The organism is Micromonospora sp. NBC_00421 (assembly GCF_036017915.1).
Taxonomy (GTDB): Bacteria; Actinomycetota; Actinomycetes; order Mycobacteriales; family Micromonosporaceae; genus Micromonospora.
The window spans coordinates 6,723,197-6,746,536 of record NZ_CP107929.1; the positions used below are offsets into that span (position 1 = coordinate 6,723,197).

19 protein-coding genes and 1 pseudogene are annotated in these 23,340 nt (G+C 71.7%); 10 read left to right on the forward strand and 10 right to left on the reverse strand.

The genetic code is table 11. From position 1 onward, the window contains the following. Positions 1 to 100 precede the first annotated feature (100 nt). Positions 101 to 2,503 carry a DNA helicase PcrA gene (pcrA, locus tag OHQ87_RS29010; RefSeq protein ID WP_328343027.1) on the forward strand — a complete coding sequence of 801 codons (2,403 nt, stop codon included), beginning with the start codon at positions 101 to 103 and terminating at the stop codon, positions 2,501 to 2,503. A 48-nt stretch (positions 2,504 to 2,551) separates the two neighbouring features. On the opposite strand, the gene OHQ87_RS29015 is transcribed toward pcrA, so the two are convergent. After that, positions 2,552 to 3,328 carry a M23 family metallopeptidase gene (locus OHQ87_RS29015; protein ID WP_328343029.1) on the reverse strand — a complete coding sequence of 259 codons (777 nt, stop codon included), beginning with the start codon at positions 3,326 to 3,328 and terminating at the stop codon, positions 2,552 to 2,554. 397 nt (positions 3,329 to 3,725) lie between these two features. Next, the gene (locus OHQ87_RS29020; RefSeq protein WP_328343031.1) at positions 3,726 to 4,442 is read right to left on the reverse strand and encodes a M23 family metallopeptidase; all 717 of its coding nucleotides are present in this window, start codon (positions 4,440 to 4,442) and stop codon (positions 3,726 to 3,728) included. Between the two features lie 385 nt (positions 4,443 to 4,827). Here OHQ87_RS29020 and OHQ87_RS29025 point away from each other — a divergent pair, with 385 nt between their 5' ends. The 3 genes from OHQ87_RS29025 to sucD all read left to right on the forward strand — a co-directional run bounded on the left by OHQ87_RS29025 (position 4,828) and on the right by sucD (position 7,776). Further along, positions 4,828 to 5,232, forward strand: coding sequence for a cobalamin B12-binding domain-containing protein (locus tag OHQ87_RS29025; protein WP_328343033.1), 405 nt, complete (start codon positions 4,828 to 4,830; stop codon positions 5,230 to 5,232). A gap of 475 nt (positions 5,233 to 5,707) precedes the next feature. Then, a complete protein-coding gene (gene sucC / locus OHQ87_RS29030; protein WP_328343036.1) occupies positions 5,708 to 6,886 on the forward strand; it encodes an ADP-forming succinate--CoA ligase subunit beta in 1,179 nt (392 codons plus the stop codon). Positions 6,887 to 6,888: 2 nt separating this feature from the next. Beyond that, a complete protein-coding gene (sucD, locus tag OHQ87_RS29035; protein WP_328343038.1) occupies positions 6,889 to 7,776 on the forward strand; it encodes a succinate--CoA ligase subunit alpha in 888 nt (295 codons plus the stop codon). Between the two features lie 123 nt (positions 7,777 to 7,899). Here the strand turns inward: sucD and OHQ87_RS29040 are convergent, their stop codons facing one another. After that, positions 7,900 to 8,166, reverse strand: a complete 267-nt coding sequence (locus OHQ87_RS29040) for a DUF4190 domain-containing protein (protein WP_328343039.1) — start codon at positions 8,164 to 8,166, stop codon at positions 7,900 to 7,902. A 156-nt stretch (positions 8,167 to 8,322) separates the two neighbouring features. Here OHQ87_RS29040 and OHQ87_RS29045 point away from each other — a divergent pair. After that, positions 8,323 to 9,597: pseudogene (locus OHQ87_RS29045) on the forward strand (cell division protein PerM); the annotation flags it as partial. Positions 9,598 to 9,931: 334 nt separating this feature from the next. Here OHQ87_RS29045 and OHQ87_RS29050 read toward each other — a convergent pair. Together OHQ87_RS29050 and OHQ87_RS29055 are read right to left on the reverse strand one after the other, a co-directional pair. Then, positions 9,932 to 10,519: a DUF4190 domain-containing protein gene (locus OHQ87_RS29050; RefSeq protein WP_328343041.1), complete on the reverse strand. Its 588-nt coding sequence runs from the start codon at positions 10,517 to 10,519 to the stop codon at positions 9,932 to 9,934. Positions 10,520 to 10,545: 26 nt separating this feature from the next. After that, a complete protein-coding gene (locus OHQ87_RS29055; protein ID WP_328343043.1) occupies positions 10,546 to 10,845 on the reverse strand; it encodes a CD225/dispanin family protein in 300 nt (99 codons plus the stop codon). 184 nt (positions 10,846 to 11,029) lie between these two features. On the opposite strand from OHQ87_RS29055, the gene purN reads away from it, so the two are divergent. Both purN and purH read left to right on the forward strand, forming a co-directional pair. Beyond that, positions 11,030 to 11,650, forward strand: coding sequence for a phosphoribosylglycinamide formyltransferase (gene purN, locus OHQ87_RS29060; RefSeq protein ID WP_328343045.1), 621 nt, complete (start codon positions 11,030 to 11,032; stop codon positions 11,648 to 11,650). Beyond that, complete coding sequence (purH, locus tag OHQ87_RS29065) at positions 11,647 to 13,218, forward strand: bifunctional phosphoribosylaminoimidazolecarboxamide formyltransferase/IMP cyclohydrolase (RefSeq protein WP_328343047.1); 1,572 nt, start codon at positions 11,647 to 11,649, stop codon at positions 13,216 to 13,218. Before purN ends, purH begins: the two co-directional genes overlap by 4 nt. A gap of 74 nt (positions 13,219 to 13,292) precedes the next feature. Here purH and OHQ87_RS29070 read toward each other — a convergent pair whose 3' ends face one another. The 5 genes from OHQ87_RS29070 to OHQ87_RS29090 form a co-directional block, all read right to left on the reverse strand. After that, on the reverse strand, positions 13,293 to 14,339 hold the full coding sequence (locus OHQ87_RS29070; protein ID WP_328343049.1) for an ABC transporter ATP-binding protein: 1,047 nt from the start codon (positions 14,337 to 14,339) through the stop codon (positions 13,293 to 13,295). After that, positions 14,323 to 15,360 carry an ABC transporter ATP-binding protein gene (locus OHQ87_RS29075; protein WP_328343051.1) on the reverse strand — a complete coding sequence of 346 codons (1,038 nt, stop codon included), beginning with the start codon at positions 15,358 to 15,360 and terminating at the stop codon, positions 14,323 to 14,325. Before OHQ87_RS29075 ends, OHQ87_RS29070 begins: the two co-directional genes overlap by 17 nt. A gap of 40 nt (positions 15,361 to 15,400) precedes the next feature. After that, complete coding sequence (locus OHQ87_RS29080) at positions 15,401 to 16,357, reverse strand: ABC transporter permease (protein ID WP_328343052.1); 957 nt, start codon at positions 16,355 to 16,357, stop codon at positions 15,401 to 15,403. 18 nt (positions 16,358 to 16,375) lie between these two features. Next, the gene (locus OHQ87_RS29085; RefSeq protein ID WP_328343054.1) at positions 16,376 to 17,314 is read right to left on the reverse strand and encodes an ABC transporter permease; all 939 of its coding nucleotides are present in this window, start codon (positions 17,312 to 17,314) and stop codon (positions 16,376 to 16,378) included. Between the two features lie 120 nt (positions 17,315 to 17,434). After that, a complete protein-coding gene (locus tag OHQ87_RS29090) occupies positions 17,435 to 19,039 on the reverse strand; it encodes a peptide ABC transporter substrate-binding protein (protein ID WP_328343055.1) in 1,605 nt (534 codons plus the stop codon). Between the two features lie 414 nt (positions 19,040 to 19,453). On the opposite strand from OHQ87_RS29090, the gene OHQ87_RS29095 reads away from it, so the two are divergent. The 3 genes from OHQ87_RS29095 to OHQ87_RS29105 all read left to right on the forward strand — a co-directional run bounded on the left by OHQ87_RS29095 (position 19,454) and on the right by OHQ87_RS29105 (position 23,286). Then, positions 19,454 to 20,314 (forward strand): bifunctional methylenetetrahydrofolate dehydrogenase/methenyltetrahydrofolate cyclohydrolase, encoded by an 861-nt coding sequence (locus tag OHQ87_RS29095; protein WP_328343056.1) that lies wholly within the window; start codon positions 19,454 to 19,456, stop codon positions 20,312 to 20,314. Positions 20,315 to 20,601: 287 nt separating this feature from the next. Further along, entirely contained in the window at positions 20,602 to 21,552 is a 951-nt protein-coding gene (locus OHQ87_RS29100) for a malate dehydrogenase (protein ID WP_328343058.1), read from the forward strand. 516 nt (positions 21,553 to 22,068) lie between these two features. Beyond that, a complete protein-coding gene (locus OHQ87_RS29105) occupies positions 22,069 to 23,286 on the forward strand; it encodes an NADP-dependent isocitrate dehydrogenase (protein ID WP_328343060.1) in 1,218 nt (405 codons plus the stop codon). The last annotated feature ends 54 nt before the right edge of the window (positions 23,287 to 23,340 follow it).

The window sequence follows — 23,340 nt, forward strand, 5'->3', positions numbered from 1 at the left end:
TGTGCTCGGCGTCCCGTCGGGCGGCAGGCGGTGTGCTCGGCGTCCCGTCGGGCGTGCGCGGGCGGGAAGTGTCCGGCCGTCGGCATAGACTCGCCGTGCGATGCATCCTCTCTTCGACATCCCCGCGTCCCCGCCCGCGCCCGAGCCCGCGTCGGTTCCGCCGCGTCGGCCCGGCCCGGCCCGCCGCCTCGACCCGCAGGAGCTGGTGGAGGGCCTGAACAGCCCGCAGCGGGACGCGGTCACCCACTCCGGCTCACCACTGTTGATCGTGGCCGGGGCCGGCTCCGGCAAGACCCGGGTGCTCACCCACCGGATCGCCTACCTGCTCGCCGCGCGGGACGTCCACCCCGGCGAGATCATCGCGATCACCTTCACCAACAAGGCCGCCGGTGAGATGAAGGAGCGGGTGGCCCACCTGGTCGGCCCGCGCGCCCGGCTGATGTGGGTGTCGACGTTCCACTCCGCCTGCGTACGCATCCTGCGCGCCGAGCATGAGCATGCCGGTCTGAAGTCGACCTTCTCCATCTACGACGCCGACGACTCCCGTCGGTTGATGCAACTGGTCGCCCGGGAGCTGGATCTCGACCCGAAGCGCTACCCGGCCCGGGGGCTGGCCGCCCAGGTGTCCAACCTGAAGAACGAGCTGGTCGACCCGGAGGAGTTCGCCGGCCGGGCGAAGGGGCCCAACGAGCGGGCCCTGGCCGAGTCGTACACGCTCTACCAACGGCGGCTGCGCGAGGCGCACGCGTTGGACTTCGACGATCTGATCATGACGACGGTGCACCTGCTCCAGTCGCACCCGCACGTCGCGGAGAGCTACCGTCGCCGGTTCCGGCACGTCCTGGTCGACGAGTACCAGGACACCAACCACGCGCAGTACACCCTGATCAAGGAGCTGGTCGCCGGCACCGAGGGGATCGCGCCGGCCGAGCTGTGCGTGGTCGGCGACGCCGACCAGTCGATCTACGCGTTCCGGGGTGCGACGATCCGCAACATCCTGGAGTTCGAGCGGGACTTCACCGATGCCCGGACGATCCTGCTGGAGCAGAACTACCGCTCCACCCAGACCATCCTCAACGCGGCCAACGCGGTGATCGACCGGAACACCTCCCGCAAGCCGAAGCGGCTGTGGAGCGACGCCGGGGCGGGCGAGCAGATCGTCGGCTACGTCGCCGACACCGAGCACGCCGAGGCCGACTGGGTGGGCCGGGAGGTCGACCGGCTGGTCGACGCGGGGGAGACCCGCCCCGCCGACGTCGCCGTCTTCTACCGCACCAACGCCCAGTCCCGGGTCTTCGAGGAGGTGTTCATCCGGGTCGGCCTGCCCTACAAGGTGGTCGGCGGGGTGCGCTTCTACGAGCGCAAGGAGGTCCGTGACGCGTTGGCCTACCTGCGTGCGGTGGTCAACGACGACGACACGGTGAGCCTGCGCCGGGTGTTGAACACCCCCCGCCGGGGCATCGGTGACCGGGCCGAGGCGTGCGTCGAGGCGCTCTCCAGCCGGGACCGGATCTCCTTCGGCGCGGCGCTGCGCCGGGCCCGGGACGCGCCGGGCATCTCCACCCGGGCCGCCAACTCCATCGGCGAGTTCGTCGCGCTGCTCGACGACGCCCGCGAACTGGCCGAGGAGGGCACTCCGGAGGACGTGCTGGAGGCGCTGCTGACCCGGTCGGGCTACCTGACCGAGCTGGAGGAGAGCCTCGACCCGCAGGACGCCGGCCGGGTCGACAACCTCCAGGAGCTGGTCAGCGTCGCCCGGGAGTACACCGAGCGGATCGAGGCGCTGGGCGAGGACGGCGAGCGGGCCACCCTGGCCGGCTTCCTGGAGCAGGTGGCGCTGGTCGCCGACGCCGACCAGATCCCTTCCGACGACCCCGACCACCAGGGCGTGGTCACCCTGATGACCCTGCACACCGCCAAGGGCCTGGAGTTCCCGGTGGTCTTCCTGACCGGCCTGGAGGACGGCGTCTTCCCCCATCTGCGCTCGCTGGGCGACACCCGGGAGCTGGAGGAGGAGCGCCGGCTGGCGTACGTGGGGATCACCCGGGCCCGGCAACGGCTCTACCTGTCGCGGGCGGTCACCCGCTCGGCCTGGGGGCAGCCGTCCTACAACCCGCCGTCGCGTTTCCTGGAGGAGTTACCGCCGGAGCTGGTCCGCTGGGAGCGCACCGAGGGGACGTACACCTCGTGGGCCGGTGGGGGCGGCGGCGTCGGCGGCCGTGCGGACCGCGCGTCGGGCGGTCGCGGGGGCTTCACCGGCGGTACGCCGCGGGCGGCGGAGCTGGCGAAGCGGATCGGGGTGGACGCCAGTCGGCTGGCCACCGCCAGCGAGCTGCCACAGGGGCCGAAGGTGTCGGCCGGCGACCGGGTCAACCACCAGCGTTACGGGTTGGGCCGGGTGCTCGCGGTGGAGGGGCACGGGCCGAGTGCCCGGGCGCAGATCGACTTCGGCGACCAGACCATGTGGCTGGTGCTGCGGCACGCCCCGCTCGACAAGCTCTGAGCGGTCGGCCCCGCCCCGGTCGGGGCGGGGCCGTAGCAGCGGCCTGACTCAGCAGGCCACGTCGATGCCCCGGGCGCGCAGGAACGGCGCCGGGTCGATCTGGTTCCACATCTGCCCCTGGTGCACCTCGAAGTGCAGGTGGGGGCCGGTGGAGTCACCTGTGGAACCCTCGTAGCCGATCACCTCGCCGACGCCGACCCGGTCGCCGACGGCGACCTTCAGGCTGCTCTGGTGGGCGTAGTGGGTCAGGTAGCCGTTGCCGTGGTCGAGGAAGACCGAGACGCCGTAGCCGTCCCCGACGTCGCCCGCCTTGACCACCGTTCCTGCCGCGGCGGCGTGGATCGGGGTGCCGGCCGGCAGGGCGAAGTCGATGCCGGCGTGCAGGGCACCCCCCCGTTGGCCGTAGCAGGAGGTGATCTCGGCTCCCGCCATGGGGATCACCCAGGACGGCTTCGGCTTCGGCTTCGGTGTGGCCGTCTTCTTCGCGACGACCTTCGGCTTCGTGGCGACCTTCGGCCTGGCGGGGGCCCTCTTCGTCGGCGCGACCGTCGGGATGGGGCTGGCGGAGGTCGGCCCGACGGTGGGGCTGACCGGGGCGGCCGGCTCCCGGGCGGACCGGTCGGCCCGGGTGGCGGCGTCGGCCCGCGCCGCGGCCTCCGACTGGGCCCGGGCGTCGAGCGCTACGGTCGCCGGCTCACCGGCGTCGCCGCCGTCGAGGGCGATCGCCGAGATCCCGGCCAGGGCCAGGGCGACCAGTGCGCCGGCACCGACGAGGGCGCGTCCACGCCGGGTCCGGCGTCGGTGCCGGATCACGGTGCCGGGCATCCCGGCGCTCCGGGCGGTACCGGCGGCGCTGTCGTGCCGGGAAGTGTCGTCGTCTCGGCAGCTGCTGTCGTCGCGGGGGGTGCTGTCGTTCCGGGATGTGTTGTCGTCCCGGCGGTGGCTGTGTTCCTGCACGGCGGACCTTCACACACTCAGGGGGTTCGGACCGGGACCATCCTGGGTGTCGAAACGGGTCGGCGACGGTGCGGGTACCGGCGGGTAGCCTCAGCCGCCCGCGACGCTGCCCGACTATGCCCCGCCCTCGGGGCGTCTGACCAGTTGTCCGATAGTGGTCGACCGTGTCCTCGGTCACACTGCGGCATGTGACGCAGCAGACATGGCCGCACGAAGAACCGCCCGGATCGGCAGATCCGGGCGGTCGACAGGCATTACCCAGGGGTCAGGAAGCGGCAGCCTCGGTGTAGTACGCCTCGACTTGCAGCTTGATGTCCACTCCGCGCTCCTGCAGCCACGGCACCGGGTCCAGAGGCTGGCCCTTGACATGGACCTCGAGGTGCAGGTGCGCGCCGTAGGAGTGGCCGGTGTTGCCGACCAGGCCGAGCTGGTCACCCGCCTTGACCTGCTGGCCCTCGTGCACGCTCACCGCGGAGGAGTGGCCGTAGATGGCCTCGCTGCCGTCGGCGTGCTGCACGATCACCGCGTAGCCGTAGCCGCCGAACCAGCCGGCCTTGGTGACCGTGCCGGAGTGGATGGCCACGTACGGGGTGCCCTCGGGCGCGACCAGGTCGATGCCGGTGTGCAGCTTGCCCCACCGCACGCCGTACGGGGAGTTGAAGTCGTAGCCCTGCATGGGCAGCAGCCACGGGTCCTGCTCGCTGGCCCCCGCCTCGGCATCCCGGGCATTGTCCCGGGTGGCCCGGTCGGCGGCGTCGGCACGCGCGGCGGCGTCCTGGCTGGTGATCGAGGCCTGCCGGAGCTCGTCGAGGACCGACGGGCTGACGCTCTTGGCGTCCGGCATCGCACCCGCGCCGAGCGCGACGATGCCGGCGCCGACGAATGCGGTGGTGACCACCGCCGCGTAGCGGCTCCGCGGGGGCGTGGGTACGCGGCGACGGCCGCGATATCTATCGGGCTCAGACGACAGGCGCTGGCGCACGCACACCCTCCGTTGTCGGGGATCCGATGCCACCTCCGACCGTTCGGTGCAGTTCATCGAACGGTCGTCGGTAGCGTCATCACCCGTCCGTGGACCTGATGACAACCGTGGACACGTTAGCCCTCCACCGCTCCCGTCACAAGCGGAAGCGCCGAACCGGCGATTCGTTCTGTCCGTTTACGTCCATCATTGTCATAGCTCCGGCCACCGGACGGCTGTCCCCCTTCCTGCCCGTTCGTCGCGGACAGTGACCGTTCGGCGGAGGCGTCCGGCTTCCGGGTGGCCCGCCGGGAGGGTAGGGGTCCGGCCCGGGTTTTCCACACCTGCCCAGTCGGGTTACCGTTCGTTCAGCTGGTGACCGCGGAGCCGTGGAAGGTGTGCGCTGATGAACTCTCGTATCCGGGTAGTCGTCGCGAAGCCGGGCCTCGACGGCCACGACCGGGGTGCCAAGGTGGTGGCGCGCGCCCTGCGTGACGCCGGCATGGAGGTCATCTACACCGGTTTGCACCAGACCCCGGAGCAGATCGTCGAGACCGCCATCCAGGAGGACGCCGACGCGGTCGGCCTCTCCGTGCTCTCCGGCGCGCACATGACGCTCTTCCGCCGGGTGCTGGAGCTGCTCGCCGAGCGGGACGCGCGGGACATCGTCGTCTTCGGTGGCGGCATCATCCCCGACGCCGACCTGCCCGAGCTGGTGGAACTCGGCGTCAAGAAGATCTTCACGCCGGGCGCGACCACCCAGTCGATCGTCGAGTGGGTCCGCGCCAACGTGGCCCAGCCGGTCGCCTGACGGTCCCGGGCGCGTCGCACCCTGTTCGTCCGCCGATGGCGGTGCGCCAGGGTGCCGCCGTTCAGTCGTGCCGCGGCCCCGGCGGCGAATCCGGGCAGGGTGAAGGGCCGGACGCACCCCTCACACGCCCGGCCCTTCTATGCACGATGCCCCGCCGCCACCCCTCGACCGACAGGGCATCGGCCGCTCCCGTCTTCGCGCTGACCAGCGCTCCGACATCAGACTCAACGACGCCCGTACGGTGGGGTTACGCATCACGTGGGACAACCTGTGGACGGTTCTGTGCCGTCGGCGAGTCGTCGAGGGCGCGCTGTGCATTACCGCACACCGCGCACCCGCTCGGTTGCCGCCGGTGCCCACCTCGCTAGGCTGCGGCCAATGGCCTGTTTCAACTGATGACAGGCGTCAACGGAGTTTCCACAACGCTGGCGGCGGCGCGACGGCGCGCCGCAGAGACGGGACGGGACGCGCAATCGTGGACCTGTACGAGTACCAGGGGCGGGACCTGTTCGAGCGGCACGGCTTGCCTGTGCTCGCCGGCGGCGTCGCCACTACCCCGGAGGAGGCCCGCGCGATCGCCGAACGCCTCGGCGGTCGGGTGGTCGTCAAGGCGCAGGTGAAGGTCGGTGGCCGAGGCAAGGCCGGCGGCGTCAAGCTGGCCGAGGGCGCCGACGAGACGGTGGCCAGGGCCACCGACATCCTCGGCATGGACATCAAGGGTCACACCGTCCACAAGGTCATGATCACGGTGACCGCGGACGTGGCCGAGGAGTACTACTTCTCGTACCTGCTCGACCGGGCGAACCGCACCTTCCTCTGCATCGCCAGCGTCGCCGGCGGCATGGACATCGAGCAGGTCGCCGCCGACACCCCCGACAAGGTGGTCAAGGCCCCGATCGACGCGGTCGAGGGCGTGGACGAGGCGAAGGCCCGGGAGATCGTGGACGCGGCCGGTTTCCCGGCCGAGGTCGCCGACCAGGTCGTCGCGGTAGCGGTGGGGCTGTGGAAGGCGTTCGTCGCCGAGGACGCCACCCTGGTCGAGGTGAACCCGCTGGCCACGACGGGCGACGGCACGCTCCTGCTGCTCGACGCCAAGATCACGCTGGACGAGAACGCCGGCTTCCGGCACCCGGACCACGAGGCCCTGGTCGACCAGGCCGCGGTGGACCCGCTGGAGCAGGCCGCCAAGGAGAAGGACCTCAACTACGTCAAGCTCGACGGCGAGGTCGGCATCATCGGCAACGGCGCGGGTCTGGTCATGTCCACCCTCGACGTGGTGGCCTACGCGGGTGAGCGGCACGGCAACGTCAAGCCGGCCAACTTCCTCGACATCGGCGGTGGCGCGAGCGCCGCGGTGATGGCCAACGGTCTGGAGATCGTGCTCTCCGACCCGTCGGTGCGCAGCGTCTTCGTCAACGTCTTCGGCGGCATCACCGCCTGCGACGAGGTCGCCAACGGCATCATCCAGGCGCTGGCCCTGCTGGAGGAGCGCGGCGAGAAGGTCACCAAGCCGCTCGTCGTCCGGCTCGACGGCAACAACGCGGAGGCCGGTCGGGCGATCCTCGACGGCGCCGGGAACCCGCTGGTGCAGCGGGTCGACACCATGGACGGCGCGGCCGAGCGGGCCGCCGAGCTGGCAGCTGCGGGGGTCTGACGATGGCGATCTGGCTGACCAAGGAATCCAAGGTCATCGTGCAGGGGATGACCGGGTCCGAGGGTTCCAAGCACACCCGGCGGATGCTCGCCGCCGGCACCTCGGTCGTCGGTGGCGTGAACCCGCGCAAGGCCGGCACCACCGTCGACTTCGACGGCACCGAGCTGCCGGTCTTCGCCTCCGTCGCGGACGCGATGCGGGAGACCGGGGCGGACGTCACGGTGATCTTCGTGCCGCCGCAGTTCACCAAGGGCGCGGTGATCGAGGCGATCGACGCGCAGATCCCGCTCGCCGTGGTGATCACCGAGGGCGTGCCGGTGCACGACACCGCCTCGTTCTGGGCGTACAACGTGGCCAGGGGCGAGCAGACCCGGATCATCGGGCCGAACTGCCCCGGCATCGCCTCGCCGGGCGCCTCCAACGCGGGCATCATCCCGGCCGACATCACCGGCTCCGGCCGGATCGGCCTGGTCAGCAAGAGCGGCACGCTGACCTACCAGATGATGTACGAGCTGCGCGACATCGGCTTCTCCACCTGCGTCGGCATCGGCGGTGACCCGATCATCGGGACCACCCACATCGACGCCCTGGCCGCGTTCGAGGCCGACCCGGACACCGACGCGATCGTGATGATCGGTGAGATCGGCGGCGACGCCGAGGAGCGGGCCGCCGACTTCATCAGGGACAACGTCACCAAGCCGGTGGTCGGTTACATCGCCGGCTTCACCGCGCCCCCCGGCAAGACCATGGGGCACGCCGGCGCGATCATCTCCGGCTCGGCGGGCACCGCCGAGGCCAAGCAGCAGGCGCTGGAGGCGGTCGGCGTCAAGGTCGGCAAGACCCCGACCGAGACCGCCAGGCTGATGCGGGAGCTGATGTCCGGCCGCTGAGCCACCGACCGTACCGCCCCTGTCACCCGGGGCCGGGCCGCCGAGCGGGCGGCTGGGTCGCCGGGCCCGGCACCGGCGGGCGACAGGACCACCGAGGGGGTCGACCGGAGACGGTCGGCCCCCTCAGTTGTTGTTCCAGAGCGGGTACGTCCCGCTGGCCCGCCAGATCGCGGTGCCGATGATGTTGATCACGCCGAACGCGATGGCCAGGTAGCCGAGGACCGGCGACTGGCCGTACCGTTTGGCGTCCCGGATCGACAGATAGCCGAAGATGATGCCCAGGATGCCGCAGCAGATCAGGCCGAGGACGATGCCGAGCACCCCCCAGAGCGTGGTGCGGTCCCGCCCGGCCGCAGCCGGCGGCGGGGGCGGTGGGTACCCAGCGTTCACGACTTCCTCCGGACGGTCGGTGCCGCGACTTCGGTCGCGTCCCTGCGCCGAGGCTAGACCGGATCGGCGCCCGACGGCGGTGGATCACGGAACTCGCCGGGTCCGCGCGGGTCCGACGGGCAGCCACCACCGGTCCGACGTGCCAGAGTAGAGCCGATGTCCTCGAACACCCCTGATCAGCCGCGCCGTCCCGCCGGTGTCCGTGCCGGCGGTAGGCCGCCCGGTCGCGCCGGTGGCCCCCGGGTGCCCGCCCCCCGTCGGCCGGAGCAGTCCGGGCGCTCCCGGGCGCCGCTGCCGGTCGCCGCCGGGGTGGCCGCCGCGGGTGCCGCCCTCACCTCGTACCTGCCGGTGGCGGTGGTGCTCGGGGTGGCCCAGTTCAGCGAGGACGCCGGCTCGGTGGTCGGTGCGCTGCGCGCCGGGCTGGCCGGTTGGCTGCTCGGGCACGGTGTGCCGCTGCAGACCACCGCAGGCCCGCTCGGCCTCGTCCCGCTGGCGCTCGCCGCGCTCGCGTTCTGGCGGCTGGGCCGGGCCGGGGTGCACACCAGCCGGGCGGTGGGCGCGCGCGGTGGCCGGTCACCCCGGCAGGCCGTCGCCGTCGCCGTCGCGGTCGGCACCGGGTACGCCCTGTTCGGCGTCCTGGCCGCGCTGCTGGTCGACCACGCCGGACTGCGGGTCTCCCCGGTCCGGTCCGGGGCCACCCTGTTGCTCTTCGGCACGCTGGCCGCCCTGGTCGGGGCGGTCCGCACCACCGGCGTGGCAGGACTGTTCGCCGCCCGCGCGCCGGCGGTGCTGCGCGACGGCGTCCGCACCGGCCTGGTCGCCGGTCTGCTGCTGCTCGGGGCCGGTGCCGGCGCGGCCGGGCTGGCGGTGGCGACCGGTGGGGGAGACGCCGCCGACCTGATCGGGGCCTACCGGACCGGGGTCGCCGGCCAGGCCGGCATCACCCTGGTCAGTCTGGCCTACGCGCCGAACGCCACCGTCTGGTCGACCGCCTACCTGCTCGGTCCCGGATTCGCCGTCGGCACCGACACGGCGGTGCGGCTCAGCGAGGTCTCCGTCGGGTCGCTACCGGCCGTACCACTGCTCGCCGGCCTGCCCAGCGGCCCGGTCGACGGGCTCGGGGCGGTGCTGCTGGCGGTGCCGGTGCTGGCCGGCATGACGGCGGGTTGGCTGCTCGGCCGCCGGCTGCTGCGCCCGGACGGTGACGACCGGGTCGCCGCGAGCTGGTCGGCGCTGCTCGGCCCGGCTGCCCTCGCCGGGCCGGTGGTCGGCCTGGTCGTCGGGCTCGCCGCGGCGGCCTCCGGCGGCCCGCTCGGCGGCGGCCGGCTGGCCGAGATCGGCCCGGTGCCCTGGCAGGTGGCGGCGGTGGCGACCGCGGTGGTGACGGTCGGCGCGCTGCTCGGGGCCGCCAGCGCCAAGGTCCTCGCCCGCCCGTCGTCCGGTCCCCGCCCGTCGGCCCGGTCCCGCCCGCCTGCCGACCGGTCCCGCCCGCCCGCCGACCGGTCCCGCCCGCCCGCCGACCGGCCCCGGGCGACCCTCGATCTGCCCGGTGCGTCCCAGGACAGGCCGTCCCGGCCGGTGCGTGACTGACCGCCCGCCCCCCGCACCGCCCGGGTCCCGGTTGCCGGTGCCCGAGCGCCGGTCCGACGTCCCCGACGCTGGCAGGTGACGGTCGCGGGCAGGCCGCGCACGGCGGCGGGCCGCTGCCGTGCGCGGCGAAGGGCGCCCCGGACGATGCCGGGACGCCCTTCGATCTCGCGCCTGGTCAGGGCGAGGTGGGCAGCGTGAAGGTGCCGATGAGGTTGAGGAGCACCAGCAGGATGCCGAGCCCGACCGCCACCGCCCCGCAGATCAGGCCGGCCTTGGCCTGACCGGCGTTACCGGCCAGCCCCTGGGCCGCCTTCTGCATTCCCAGCCAGCCGGTGACCACCGCGCCGATGCCGAGCGGGATGCCCAGGAAGGCGCAGCAGAGCAGCGGGATCGACGCGATGCCGAGGATCAACGACACCAGGCCGAGGGTGTTCTGCTGCCCCTGGGGCGCCGGGTAGCCGGCCCCCGGGTAGGAGGCCGCCGCGCCGTACGGCTGCTGCGCGTACGGGTCCTTGCCGACCGGCTGGCCGTACGGGTCTGGCTGGCCGTACGGCTGGCCCGAGGTGGGCGGAGGGCCGTACGGGTCGTGCGGCTGCTGCCCGTACTGAGGCTGCTGCCCGTACGGTGCCGCCGGCTGCTGCCCGTACGGCGCCTGCGGCGCGGCGTACGGGTCCTGCGGCTGGCCCGACACGGGCTGCTGCCCGTACGGGTCGTGCGGGGGCTGCTGGCCGTACGGGTCCTGGCCGGGGTTTCCGGGCTGCATCTCGGGTGCTCCTCAGTCGTGGTCCGTCAGTAGCTGCTCGTGCTGGTGTTGCCGCCGATCGCACCCATCACACCACCGAAGATGCAGCAGAGCAGCACGATGACGAGCCAGACGGCACCGATGATGAAGGCCAGCTTCGACCACTTCTTGGACTCCCGGGCGGCGGCCTCGGCGCCCGCGTAGTCGCCCTGCTGGAGCAGCGGGTTGACCTTCGAGGCGTTGATGATGGCGGGGATCGCCAGCGGCCAGAAGAAGAAGATGGCCACGATCGACGGGGTCATGTTGTTGTTGATCGGCTGCTGCGGGTTGGGGTAGCCGGGCTGCATCGTGGTGCTCCTCGTTCACGTCGGTACGGCGTCCGTACCTGATCATTGGTAAAGGGTGCGGTGGCCGGACGTGGTCCGGCCACCGGGCGACCGGCAGCGTATCGTGCCGGGGCGACACGTGTGATCACCCGAAACGTCGCCGCCCGGCAGATGGGCGGGCCGACCTGCCCGCTAGGGTTGCCCGGTGTCCGAGCCCGCGTCCGTCGCCCGCCTCGTCGTCCTCGTCTCCGGCTCCGGCAGCAACCTCCAGGCGCTGCTGGACGCCGCCGCCGACCCCGGTTACCGGGCCCGGGTGGTGGCCGTCGGTGCCGACCGGGACGGCATCGCCGGCCTGGACCGGGCCGCCGCCGCCGGGGTGCCGACCTTCGTCGAGCGGGTGAAGGACCACCCCACCCGGGCGGACTGGGACGAGGCCCTCACCGCGCACGTCGCCGGGCACCGGCCCGACCTGGTCATCTCCGCCGGCTTCCTCAAGCTGGTCGGGCCGCAGTTCCTGACCGCCTTCGGCGACCGGTACCTGAACACCCACAACACCCTGCTGCCGGCGTTCCCCGGCATCCACGGTCCCCGGGACGCGCTCGCCTACGGCGTGAAGATCACCGGGGCCACCCTCTTCTTCGTCGACGCCGGGATGGACACCGGCCCGATCGTCGCGCAGGTCGCCGTGCCGGTCCGCGACGACGACGACGAGCAGACGCTCACCGAGCGCATCAAGGAAGCCGAGCGCCGCCAGCTCGTCGAGCAGGTCGGTCGGCTGGTTCGTGCAGGTTGGACGATCACCGGAAGAAAGGTCACCGTTCCGTGAGTGCCACGCAGGACTCCCGCCGCCCGATCAGGCGGGCGCTGGTCAGCGTCTACGACAAGAGTGGTCTGGTCGAGCTGGCCCGCGCGCTGCACGAGGCCGGGGTGGAGCTCGTCTCGACCGGTTCCACCGCGTCGACGATCTCCGGCGCGGGCGTGCCGGTGACCCCGGTCGAGCAGGTGACCGGTTTCCCCGAGATCCTGGACGGCCGGGTGAAGACCCTGCATCCCGGGATCCACGGCGGTCTCCTGGCCGACCTGCGCAAGGACTCGCACGCCGCCCAGCTCGACGCGCACGGCATCGCCGGGATCGACGTCCTGGTCTCCAACCTGTACCCGTTCCAGGCCACCGTCGCCTCCGGCGCGTCGCCTGACGAGTGCGTCGAGCAGATCGACATCGGGGGGCCGGCGATGGTCCGGGCCGCCGCCAAGAACCACGCCTCGGTCGCCGTGGTGACCGACCCGGCCGCGTACCCGGCGCTTGTCGCCGCGCTGGCCGAGGGGGGTTTCACGCTGGCCCAGCGCCGGGCGCTCGCCGCCCGCGCCTTCGCCGACATCGCCGAGTACGACGTGGCGGTCGCCGACTGGTTCGCCACCACCGCCGCCCCGGACGGCGAGGGCTGGCCGGCCTTCGCCGGGTTGGCCCTGCGCCGGCAGGCGACGCTGCGCTACGGCGAGAACCCGCACCAGGGGGCGGCCGTCTACGCCGACCCGGCCAGCCCGGCCGGGCTGGCCCAGGCCGAGCAGCTGCACGGCAAGGAGATGTCCTACAACAACTACGTCGACGCCGACGCCGCCTGGCGGGCCGCGAACGACTTCCCCGACGAGCCGGCGGTGGCGATCATCAAGCACGCCAACCCGTGCGGCATCGCCGTCGGCACGGACGTCGCCGAGGCCCACCGCAAGGCCCACGCCTGCGACCCGGTCTCCGCCTTCGGCGGGGTGATCGCCGTCAACCGGCCGGTCTCGGTGGAGCTGGCCGGGCAGGTCGCGGAGATCTTCACCGAGGTGCTCGTGGCCCCGGGGTTCGCGCCCGGCGCTGTGGAGATCCTCCAGGGCAAGAAGAACATCCGGCTGCTGCGCGCCCCGGCCTTCCAGCCGCTGCCGGCCGAGTGGCGGCAGGTCACCGGCGGTGTCCTCGTACAGCAGCGGGACCGGATCGACGCCGCGGGCGACGACCCGGCGAACTGGCGGCTGGCCACCGGCGAGGCGGCCGACGAGGCGACCCTGCGGGACCTGGCGCTGGCCTGGCGGGCGGTCCGCGCGGTGAAGAGCAACGCGATCCTGCTGGCCCGCGACGGCGCTTCGGTCGGGGTCGGGATGGGACAGGTGAACCGGGTCGACTCGGCCCGGCTGGCGGTCAGTCGGGCCGGTGCGGAGCGCGCCCGGGGTGCCGTCGCCGCCTCGGACGCCTTCTTCCCGTTCGCCGACGGCGTCCAGATCCTGATCGACGCCGGGGTGAAGGCGATCGTCCAGCCCGGCGGCTCGATCCGCGACGAGGACACCATCGCCGCCTGCAAGCAGGCGGGCGTCACCATGTACCTGACCGGCACCCGCCACTTCTTCCACTGACGCCACCCGTGTTCAGCTGCGGCTGACCGGCGCGCTGCCCGCTGGGCCGGGCCGGCGGCCGCAGCTGACCGGGGTCAGACCTCGGGCGCGGCGGGTGGTGGGGGGCGCAGCGCGGCGAAGTGGCAGGCGCTGGGGTGCGGGTCGGCGGGTCGGGGGACGGTCGGCGGGTCCTCGCGGGCGCAGATGTCCTCGGCCTTCCAGCAGCGGGTGCGGAAGTGGCAGCCGGACGGCGGGTCGGCCGGGCTGGGCACGTCACCGGTCAGCCGGATGATGCCGGCGGCGTCGCGGGCGTCCGGGTCGGGCACCGGCACCGCGGAGAGCAGCGCCTGGGTGTACGGGTGGGTGGCCCGCTCGTAGATCTCCTCCTCGGTGCCGATCTCGACGATCCGGCCCAGGTACATCACCGCGACCCGGTCACAGATGTGCCGGACCACCGACAGGTCGTGCGCGATGAAGATGTAGGACAGCCCGAACTCGTCCTGGAGCTGCTCCAGCAGGTTGATCACCTGCGCCTGGATCGAGACGTCCAGGGCGGAGACCGGCTCGTCGCAGACGATCACCTCGGGGCGCAGGGCGAGCGCGCGGGCGATGCCGATGCGCTGCCGCTGGCCACCGGAGAACTGGTGCGGATAGCGGTTGACGTGCTCGGGGTTGAGCCCGACCACGTCCAGCAGCTCCTGCACCCGGCCGCGCTTGCTGCCCTTCGGCGCGGCGTCCGGGTGGATGTCGAACGGCTCGCCGATGATGTCGCCGACAGTCATCCGCGGGTTCAGCGAGGTGTACGGGTCCTGCATCACCATCTGCATGTTGCGGCGCAGCCGGCGCAGCTCGCCCCCGGAGGCGGAGAGCAGGTCCCGGCCCTCCAGGGTGGCCCGGCCGGAGGTCGGCGTCTCCAGTCGCATCAGCAGCCGGGCGAGGGTCGACTTGCCGCAGCCGGACTCGCCGACGATGCCGAGCGTCTCGCCCCGGTGCAGCGTGAAGCTCACCCCGTCGACGGCCCGCACCGCGCCGACCTGTCGCCGGAAGACCACGCCCCGGGTGATCGGGAAGTGTTTGACCAGGTCTTCGACGGCGAGGATGGTCTCGCCCCGGACCTTGGCCGGGCTAGCGGGCGCGGTCATCGTGGACCTCCTGCGCGAAGTGGCACGCGCTGGTCCGGCCGTCGGCGAGGACCAGGTCGTCGGGCACCACGTCCACACAGACCTGCCGGGCGTACGGGCAGCGGGGGTGGAACGGGCAGCCGGTGGGGATCCGCATCAGGTTCGGGGGCAGTCCCCGGATCGTGGACAGCTCCCGGCCGCGTACGTCCAGCCGGGGAATCGAGGCCAGCAACCCCTTGGTGTACGGGTGGGCGGGCGCCCGGTACAGCGCGCGGACGTCGGCGTGCTCGACGATCCGGCCGGCGTACATCACCGCGATCCGGTCCGCGACGCCGGCCACCACGCCCAGGTCGTGGGTGATCAGGATCATCGCCATGTCGAGGTCGCGTCGCAGGTCGGCCAGCAGGTCCATGATCTGGGCCTGCACGGTGACGTCGAGGGCGGTGGTCGGCTCGTCGGCGATGAGCACCTTCGGGGCCAGCGCCAGCGCCATCGCGATCATCACGCGTTGCCGCATGCCGCCGGAGAACTGGTGCGGATGGTCGCCGAGCCGTCCGGCCGCCCCGGGAATGCGTACCAGGTCCATCAGCTCGACGGTCCGTCGGCGGGCGTCGGCGCGGGACATCCGGTCGCGCTGCCGCAGCGTCTCGCCGATCTGCCAGCCGACCGGGAAGACCGGGTTCAACGCGGACAGGGCGTCCTGGAAGATGATCGCGATCTCCTTGCCGCGCACCTGCCGACGCTGCTCCTCGGGCAGGGTCAGCAGGTCACGGCTCTGGTAGCGGATCTGACCGGAACGGATCACCGCCGGTGGGGTGTCCAGGATGCCCATGATCGCCTGGGCGGTGACCGACTTGCCGGAGCCGGATTCGCCGAGCACGGCAAGGGTCTCGCCCGGGTCCAGATGGTAGGAGACCCCGTTGATCACCTTGGCCACCCCCTCGCCGGTGCGGAACTCGACGTGCAGGTCCCGTACCTCAAGCAGGTGCCCGCCGGGCGGGGTGGGTGAGGCCGGCGTGGGCCGGACCGTGGACCCGGTCACCGGATCCACCTCGCGCTCGCGGCCGTGGCCTGCATGACGATCACCGGAGTTTCGGGTCGAAGGCGTCGCGGATGGCGTCGCCCAGCATGATGAAGGCGAGCACTGTCAGCGCGAGGAAGGCGGACGGGACCACCAGCGGGGTCGCCGACTCACGCATGTGCACCCGGCCGGCGTCGATCTCGATGCCCCAGGAGATGGTCGGGGCCTTCAGGCCGATGCCGAGGAAGCTCAGGGTGGCCTCGGCGGCGATGAACGACCCGAGTGCGATGGTCAGTACCACGATCGCCGGGGCGAGCGCGTTGGGCAGGATGTGCCGCCACATGATCCGGCCGTCGCCCGCGCCGAGCATCCGGGCGGCGGCGACGTAGTCCTGCTCCTTGGCGGTGATGACCGAGGAGCGGACCACCCGGGCGGCGGTGGTCCAGCCGAGCACCGCCAGCACGAAGATCACCGCGAACAGCCGGACCGTGTCGCTGCTGGTGCTGACCCGCTTGAGCAGCACGATCGCGGCCAGCAGCAGCGGGATGCCGAGCACGATGTCGATCACCCGGGAGAGCACCGCGTCGACCCACCGGCCGAAGTAGCCGGCCACCATCCCGACGACCAGCGCGATGATCCCGGTGAGCAGCGCGGAGACCGCGCCGACCAGCAGCGAGGCGCGCGCCCCGTAGACCGCCCGGGCGTACGTGTCGCAGCCCTGGAAGTCGTACCCGAAGACGGCCCCGCCGGACGCCCCGGCGTGCTGGCGGGAGAGCACGCAGTCGCGCGGGTCGTTGGCGGTGAACAGCGACGGTACGGCGGCCATCGCGGTGACCAGCACGACCAGCACCAGGCTGAGCCAGAAGACCGGTTTGCGGCGCAGGTCGCGCCAGGCGTCCCCGGCCAGGCTGCGGGGCTTCTGCGGTACGCCCACCCGGTCGGGCGTGCCGGGCTCACCGGAGACCCCCCGCCGGGCGGCCTGGTCCTCCGTCGCCGCGACCGTCTCGAAGTCGCTCATGCCGGCACCTCACTGCGCTCACTCATAGCGGATCCTCGGATCGAGGACGGCGTACAGGACGTCCACCACCAGGTTGGCGACGAGATAGACGACGACGAGCACGCTGACGATGCCCACCACGAGCGGGCCGTCCTCGGTGCGGATGCCCCGGAACAGGTTGAAGCCCACTCCCGGGATGTTGAACACACCCTCGGTGATGATCGCGCCGCTCATCAGGTTGCCCAGCTCGACGCCGAGGAAGGTGATCACCGGGATCAGCGAGTTGCGCAGCACGTGCACGCCGATGATCCGCCGCCGGAGCAGGCCCTTGGACCGGGCGGTCCGTACGTAGTCGGCGCGCAGGTTCTCGGCGACCGAGGTGCGGGTCAGCCGCAGCGCGGTGGCCAGCGAGAGCGAGCCGAGCACGATGCCGGGCAGCAGCAGGGCGAACAGGTCGGGGTCGGCCCCGGCGGTGGGCGGGAAGAGCGGCCACCGGACGCCGAGCAGGTACTGGGCGAGCGGGGCCAGCACGATGGTGGGGATGCCCAGCACCAGCAGGGTCAGCACCAGCGTGGCGTTGTCGAAGAGACCGGCCCGGCGGATGCCGGCGAGTACCCCGGCGGTGACCCCGAACAGGATCGTCACGGCCATCGCGATCAGGGCCAGCTTGACGGTGACCGGCCAGGCGGCGGCGAGGATGTCCCCGATCGACCGGCCGGTCAGCGACTGGCCGAGGTCACCCTGGAGCAGGTTCTTCAGGTAGTCGAGGTAGCGGTAGAAGAAGCCGCCGACGCCGGTCCGGTCGAGGTGGAACTTCTCCGTCAGGTACGCCCGCTGGGCCGGGGTGACCGGCCGTTCGCCGGCCAGCGCCTGGATCGGGTCGCCCTGGCCGGCGAACATCAGGGCGTACACGATCAGCGTGGTCCCGAAGAAGGCGAGGACCATCTGGAGCAGACGCCGCAGAACGAAGCGGAACATACTGTGCAGTCTTGCCGAAAAGGGGCGAAGATGGAGGCGGGTCGGGTCACCGTCCACCGATGACCCGACCCGTCCTGCCGGCTGCGTCCGCCGACGGCCCCGTTGCCGCCGCCGTCCGGACTAGCTGACCGCCTCGATCTTCAGCAGGTCGACCCGGTCGAAGAGGTCCATCTGGACGTTCTTCACCTTGGTCGAGTGCCCGAAGTTGTTCTGGCCGTAGCGCAGCGGGATCACCGGCATGTCCTTGGCCAGCAGGTCCTCCGCCGCCTGGTACTTCTTGACCGCGGCTTCCTCGTTCGGGGCCTTGGCGCCCTCGGCCAGCAGCCTGTCGAACTCGGGGTTGCTGTAGCCGTAGTAGTTCGAGGAGCCGTTCGTGCTGTACAGCGGGCCCAGGTAGTTCTCCATGGACGGGTAGTCCATCACCCAGCCCATCCGGAAAAGGCCCACCGGCTGCTTCGCCTTGACCTTGGTCAGCAGGTCGGCGAACTTGGGCTCGGCGGTGCCTACGCACTCCACGCCCAGGTTTGCCTTGAGCTGGTTGCAGGTCGCGTCGATCCAGTCCTTGTGCCCACCGTCGCCGTTGTACGACAGCTCGATCTTCTTCGGGCCGCCCGCGGCCTCGTACGTCGCCTTCGCCTTGGCCGGGTCGAACTCGCCGGCCGCGCCGATGGTGTTCTCCCGGTAGCCCGCGACCACCGGCGAGACGAACGAGCGGGCCGGCTGCTGGGAGTCCTTGAAGATCGACCTGGTGATCTCGTCCCGGTCGATCGCCATCGAGATGGCCTTGCGGACCTCGGGGTTGCCGAACTCCTTCTGGAAGGTCGGGAAGGCCAGCACCTGGAGCGACGAGGCGGGGCTCTGCTGGAACCGGTCACCCAGGTCGGTGCCGGCGGTAGACAGGTTCTCGGTCGGGATCGTCTTGATCACGTCGAGGTTGTCCGAGAGCACGTCCGCGTACGCGGCGGTCGGCTGCTGGTAGATCCGGAACTCGACGCCGCCCACCTTCGGCTGCTCGCCGGGGAAGGCGTCGTAGCGCTCCACCTCGACCTTGGCGTCGTGCTGCCAGGAGCCCTTCATCCGGAACGGGCCCTGCCCGACCGGGGCCTGCTCGTAGCCCTCCTTCAGCACGCCGGGCCCCGAGAAGGCGGCCTTCGGCAGCGGGTAGAAGGCGGTGTAACCGAGCATCGACCTGAACTCGCTGTACGGCTCGGTCAGCGTGACGGTGAAGGTCAGGTCGTCGACCTTCTTCAGCCCGGACATCCGCTCCGCCTCCGGCTTGTCGCCCTGGAGGTCGGCGTACCCGGCGATCTTCTCGAAGAAGTAGCTGGAGTTCTGCCCGTTGGGGGCGTACGCGCCGTAGTTCCAGGCGTCGAGGTAGTTGTCGGCGGTGACCTTCTCGCCGTTGTGGAAGGTGTAGCCGTCCTTGAGCTTGACCGTCCAGACCTTGTTGTCCGAGGAACTGACCGATTCGGCGGCCACCTCGTACGGCTTGTTGGCCTCGTCGTAGTCGACAAGCGGGCTGAACAGGGCGGCGAGCACCTGCGAACCGCTCGTCTCGTTGGTGTTGGTCGGCACCAGGTGCTGCGGCTCGGCGATCTCGATCCGCACGGCCGCGTCGGGGTCGGACTGGCCGGTTCCGCTGCCGCCGCCCGAGCCGCAGGCCGCCAGGCCCAGGGTCACCGCGAGCGGGAGAGCGGTCCAGGCAGCAAGCCTGCGCACACGCATGGGGGTCTCCTCATCTCATCACGTAGCGCAGCCGAACCCGGCGCTGGGTGACTCTGCGCAACGTCTGGCAACGGTAGGTCGGGGGCGGCCGATCGACAACGGGAGCGTTGCGAACGCATAACGGGTCACCGCCCGCGCCCTTGTCGCCAGGCGGTGCATCTGATAGAGGAAGAGGTCAAAATGGCTGCTCGTCGTGGTGAGTCGAGGCCTGGCCCGGGGGCTGGTGGCCCCGGATCTACGTCTCTGGCGGGTCGCGGACCACCCGTCCGGCCCATGCCCGGTGCGACCCGGCCGTCCGGCGCGCCCGGTGGCCCGTTCTCCATTTGATTACAATCAGTGACTTACGGCACGTTACGGAAAGTCATGCTTCCCCGTCGTCGACCCGCCGTCCGCCGGCCATGAGACGATCTGGTCGTGACGGCGATCATCCTGGACGGCAAGGCGACCGCGGCCGAGATCAAGGACGAGCTGCGGGTACGGGTCAAGGCGCTGGCCGAGCGAGGTGTCACCCCCGGCCTGGGCACCGTCCTGGTCGGTGCGGACCCCGGCTCGGAGGCCTACGTCAACGGCAAGCACCGCGACTGTGCCGAGGTGGGCATCGCCTCGATCCGCCGGGAGCTGCCCGCCGACGCCACCCAGCAGCAGCTCGACGACGTGCTCGCCGAGCTGAACGCCGACCCGGCCTGCCACGGCTACATCGTCCAGCTGCCGCTCCCGGCGCACCTGGACACCCAGCGGGCCCTGGAGATGATCGACCCCGACAAGGACGCCGACGGCCTGCACCCGGTGAACCTGGGCCGGCTGGTGCTCGGCTACGACGGCCCGCTGCCCTGCACCCCGCGCGGCATCGTCGAGCTGCTCCGTCGATACGACGTGCCGCTGCGCGGCGCCAACGTCGCCCTCGTCGGCCGGGGCAACACCGTCGGCCGCCCGCTCGGCCTGCTGCTCAACCGGCGTAGCGAGAACGCCACCGTCACCCTCTGCCACACCGGCACCCTGGACCTCGCCGCGCACACCCGCGCCGCCGACGTCGTCGTCGTCGCCGCCGGGGTGCCCGGCCTGCTCACCGCCGACATGGTCACCCCCGGCACCACCGTGGTGGACGTCGGCATCACCCGGGTGATCGGGGACGACGGCAAGGGGCGGTACACCGGCGACGTGGACCCGGAGGTGGCGCAGGTCGCCGGTCGGCTCGCGCCGATGCCGGGCGGCGTCGGCCCGATGACCCGGGCCATGCTGCTCACCAACGTCGTCGAACGCGCCGAGCGCGGCTGACCCGGCCGAGCGCGCTGATCCGGTGAGTGCGCTGATCCGGTGAGTGCGCTGATCCGGTGAGTGCGCTGATCCGTCGGGCGCGGGGTGTCGCCGGCACGCGCTGATCCGCCCCGCTCGGTGGCGGTGCCCGCCGCCGTGGTGTCCGCCGTCCGCTTCGCCGCTCGTCGGGAACCGGGCGGTGGTGACGTTGACCCCATCCCGGGGACGGCCGCCGCCCCTGGCCTGAACGGTCCCACGATGACTGTTACGGTCGGGAAAACCGACTGGTAGCAGGGAGTGGGACGACCATGGGTAAGAAGGTCACTGTCGTCGGGGCTGGTTTCTACGGCTCCACCACCGCACAGCGCCTGGCCGAGTACGACGTCTTCGACACGGTCGTGATCACCGACATCGTGGAGGGCAAGCCGGCGGGTCTCGCGCTGGACCTCAACCAGTCCCGCGCGGTCGAGGGCTTCGAGACCAAGGTCGTCGGCGCCACCACCGGCCCCAACGGCGAGGGCTACGAGGCCATCGAGGGCTCGGACGTCGTGGTGATCACCGCGGGTCTGCCCCGCAAGCCGGGGATGAGCCGGATGGACCTGTTGGAGACCAACGCCAAGATCGTGCGGCAGGTCGCCGAGAACGTCGCCAAGTACGCCCCGAACGCCGTCGTCATCGTGGTGTCCAACCCCCTCGACGAGATGACCGCGCTGGCCCAGCTCGCCACCCAGTTCCCCAAGAACCGGGTGCTCGGCCAGGCCGGCATGCTGGACACCGCCCGGTTCACCAACTTCGTCGCCGAGGCCCTCGAGGTGCCGGTGAAGTCGGTGAAGACGCTGACCCTCGGTTCGCACGGCGACACGATGGTCCCGGTGCCGTCGCAGAGCACCGTCAACGGCAAGCCGCTGCGTGACGCGATGCCGGCCGAACAGATCGAGGAGTTGGTCGTCAAGACCCGCAACGGTGGCGCCGAGGTCGTCGCGCTGCTCAAGACCGGCTCGGCCTACTACGCCCCGTCCGCTGCCGCCGCGCGGATGGCCAGGGCGGTGGCCGAGGACTCCGGCGCGGTCATGCCGGTCTGCGCCTGGGTCGACGGTGAGTTCGGCATCTCCGGGGTCTACCTGGGCGTCGAGGCCGAGATCGGCGCGGAGGGCGTCAAGCGGGTCGTCGAGACCGACCTGGACGCCGACGAGCTGGCCAGCCTCAAGGAGGCCGCCGAGGCCGTCCGCGCCAAGCAGGCCGACGTAGCCAGCATGTGACAAACCCCTGAACACCGCCCGGAGGGGCGGGCCGGCTCCCCCCGGCCCGCCCCTCTCCCGTCTCCCACCCCACCCCCCGGCCCCACCCCCCACCCGGCCCCACCCCCCGCCCGGCCCCGGCCCCGGCCCGGCCCCGGTCCGGTGATCAAGAGGTTTCGGTCACGCCAGAGCGAGTTTCTGACCGAAACCTCTTGATCACCGGGGTTGGACGGGGGCGGGGGTCGCCGAGGCGGGTTCCCGCCGGTCCGGCTCGCGCCAGTGGGCGGCGTTGGCGTCGGGAAACGCCTCCGCGCGAGGTTGGAAGAACGGTCCGTCACCGTCGGTGAGGGCGGTGGCCGTGATAGACCGAGGGTACGGCTGGTCATGCTGGCAGGAATCCGCAGCGCCCCGCACGGTGATTTCCGGCCGATCGGTGCCGGCCACGGCTCCCGGGCCGAGGCCGGCTCGGTGCCGCCGACCAGTTTCCAGTACGCTCGTACTGCTTGAGCACGTGTCCCCCGAGAGGAGCGCCGGCCGATGGCGAAGATCAAGGTAAACAACCCGGTCGTGGAGCTCGACGGCGACGAGATGACCCGGATCATCTGGAAGCAGATCCGGGAGCAGCTGATCCTGCCCTACCTCGACGTCGACCTGCACTACTACGACCTGTCGATCCAGCACCGGGACGCCACCGACGACCAGGTGACCATCGACGCCGCCAACGCCATCAAGGAGCACGGCGTCGGCGTCAAGTGCGCGACCATCACCCCGGACGAGGCCCGGGTGGAGGAGTTCGGCCTCAAGAAGATGTGGCGGTCGCCGAACGGCACCATCCGCAACATCCTCGGCGGTGTCGTCTTCCGCGAGCCGATCATCATGTCCAACGTGCCCCGGCTGGTGCCCGGCTGGACCAAGCCGATCATCATCGGCCGGCACGCCCACGGTGACCAGTACAAGGCCACCGACTTCGTGGTGCCCGGTCCGGGCACGGTGACCATCAGTTACACCCCGGCCGACGGCGGCGCCCCGATGGAGCTGGAGGTCGCCAACTTCCCCGGCGGCGGCATCGCCATGGGCATGTACAACTACGACGAGTCGATCCGGGACTTCGCCCGCGCCTCGTTCCGGTACGGCCTGGACCGCAACTACCCGGTCTACCTGTCCACCAAGAACACCATCCTCAAGGCGTACGACGGCCGGTTCAAGGACCTCTTCGCCGAGGTGTTCGAGACCGAGTTCAAGGACGAGTTCGCCGCCGCCGGCATCACCTACGAGCACCGGCTCATCGACGACATGGTCGCCGCCGCGCTCAAGTGGGAGGGCGGCTACGTCTGGGCCTGCAAGAACTACGACGGCGACGTGCAGTCCGACACCGTCGCGCAGGGCTTCGGCTCGCTCGGCCTGATGACCTCGGTGCTGCTCTCCCCGGACGGTCGTACCGTCGAGGCGGAGGCCGCGCACGGCACGGTCACCCGGCACTACCGGCAGTACCAGAAGGGCGAGAAGACCTCGACCAACCCGATCGCCTCGATCTACGCCTGGACCCGGGGCCTGGCCCACCGGGGCAAGCTGGACGGCACCCCGGCGGTCACCGAGTTCGCCGACACCCTGGAGCAGGTCATCGTCGACACCGTCGAGGCCGGCCAGATGACCAAGGACCTCGCACTGCTCATCTCGCGGGACGCTCCGTGGCAGACCACCGACGAGTTCATGAACACCCTCGACGAGAACCTGGCGCGCAAGATCGGCGCCTGATCCTCGCCCGTACCCACGGAACCCGCCGGCAGCCCGCCGGCGGGTTCCGTCGTA

What these genes read in the sequence shown, in the direction of transcription:
- pcrA (WP_328343027.1), top strand. Translation starts at nt 101, where the DNA reads ATGCATCCTCTCTTCGACATCCCCGCGTCCCCGCCCGCGCCCGAGCCC.
- OHQ87_RS29015 (WP_328343029.1), bottom strand. Translation starts at nt 3,328, where the DNA reads ATGCCCGGCACCGTGATCCGGCACCGACGCCGGACCCGGCGTGGACGC.
- OHQ87_RS29025 (WP_328343033.1), top strand. Translation starts at nt 4,828, where the DNA reads ATGAACTCTCGTATCCGGGTAGTCGTCGCGAAGCCGGGCCTCGACGGC.
- sucD (WP_328343038.1), top strand. Translation starts at nt 6,889, where the DNA reads ATGGCGATCTGGCTGACCAAGGAATCCAAGGTCATCGTGCAGGGGATG.
- OHQ87_RS29050 (WP_328343041.1), bottom strand. Translation starts at nt 10,519, where the DNA reads ATGCAGCCCGGAAACCCCGGCCAGGACCCGTACGGCCAGCAGCCCCCG.
- OHQ87_RS29055 (WP_328343043.1), bottom strand. Translation starts at nt 10,845, where the DNA reads ATGCAGCCCGGCTACCCCAACCCGCAGCAGCCGATCAACAACAACATG.
- OHQ87_RS29070 (WP_328343049.1), bottom strand. Translation starts at nt 14,339, where the DNA reads ATGACCGCGCCCGCTAGCCCGGCCAAGGTCCGGGGCGAGACCATCCTC.
- OHQ87_RS29080 (WP_328343052.1), bottom strand. Translation starts at nt 16,357, where the DNA reads ATGAGCGACTTCGAGACGGTCGCGGCGACGGAGGACCAGGCCGCCCGG.
- OHQ87_RS29085 (WP_328343054.1), bottom strand. Translation starts at nt 17,314, where the DNA reads ATGTTCCGCTTCGTTCTGCGGCGTCTGCTCCAGATGGTCCTCGCCTTC.
- OHQ87_RS29090 (WP_328343055.1), bottom strand. Translation starts at nt 19,039, where the DNA reads ATGCGTGTGCGCAGGCTTGCTGCCTGGACCGCTCTCCCGCTCGCGGTG.
- OHQ87_RS29100 (WP_328343058.1), top strand. Translation starts at nt 20,602, where the DNA reads ATGGGTAAGAAGGTCACTGTCGTCGGGGCTGGTTTCTACGGCTCCACC.
- OHQ87_RS29105 (WP_328343060.1), top strand. Translation starts at nt 22,069, where the DNA reads ATGGCGAAGATCAAGGTAAACAACCCGGTCGTGGAGCTCGACGGCGAC.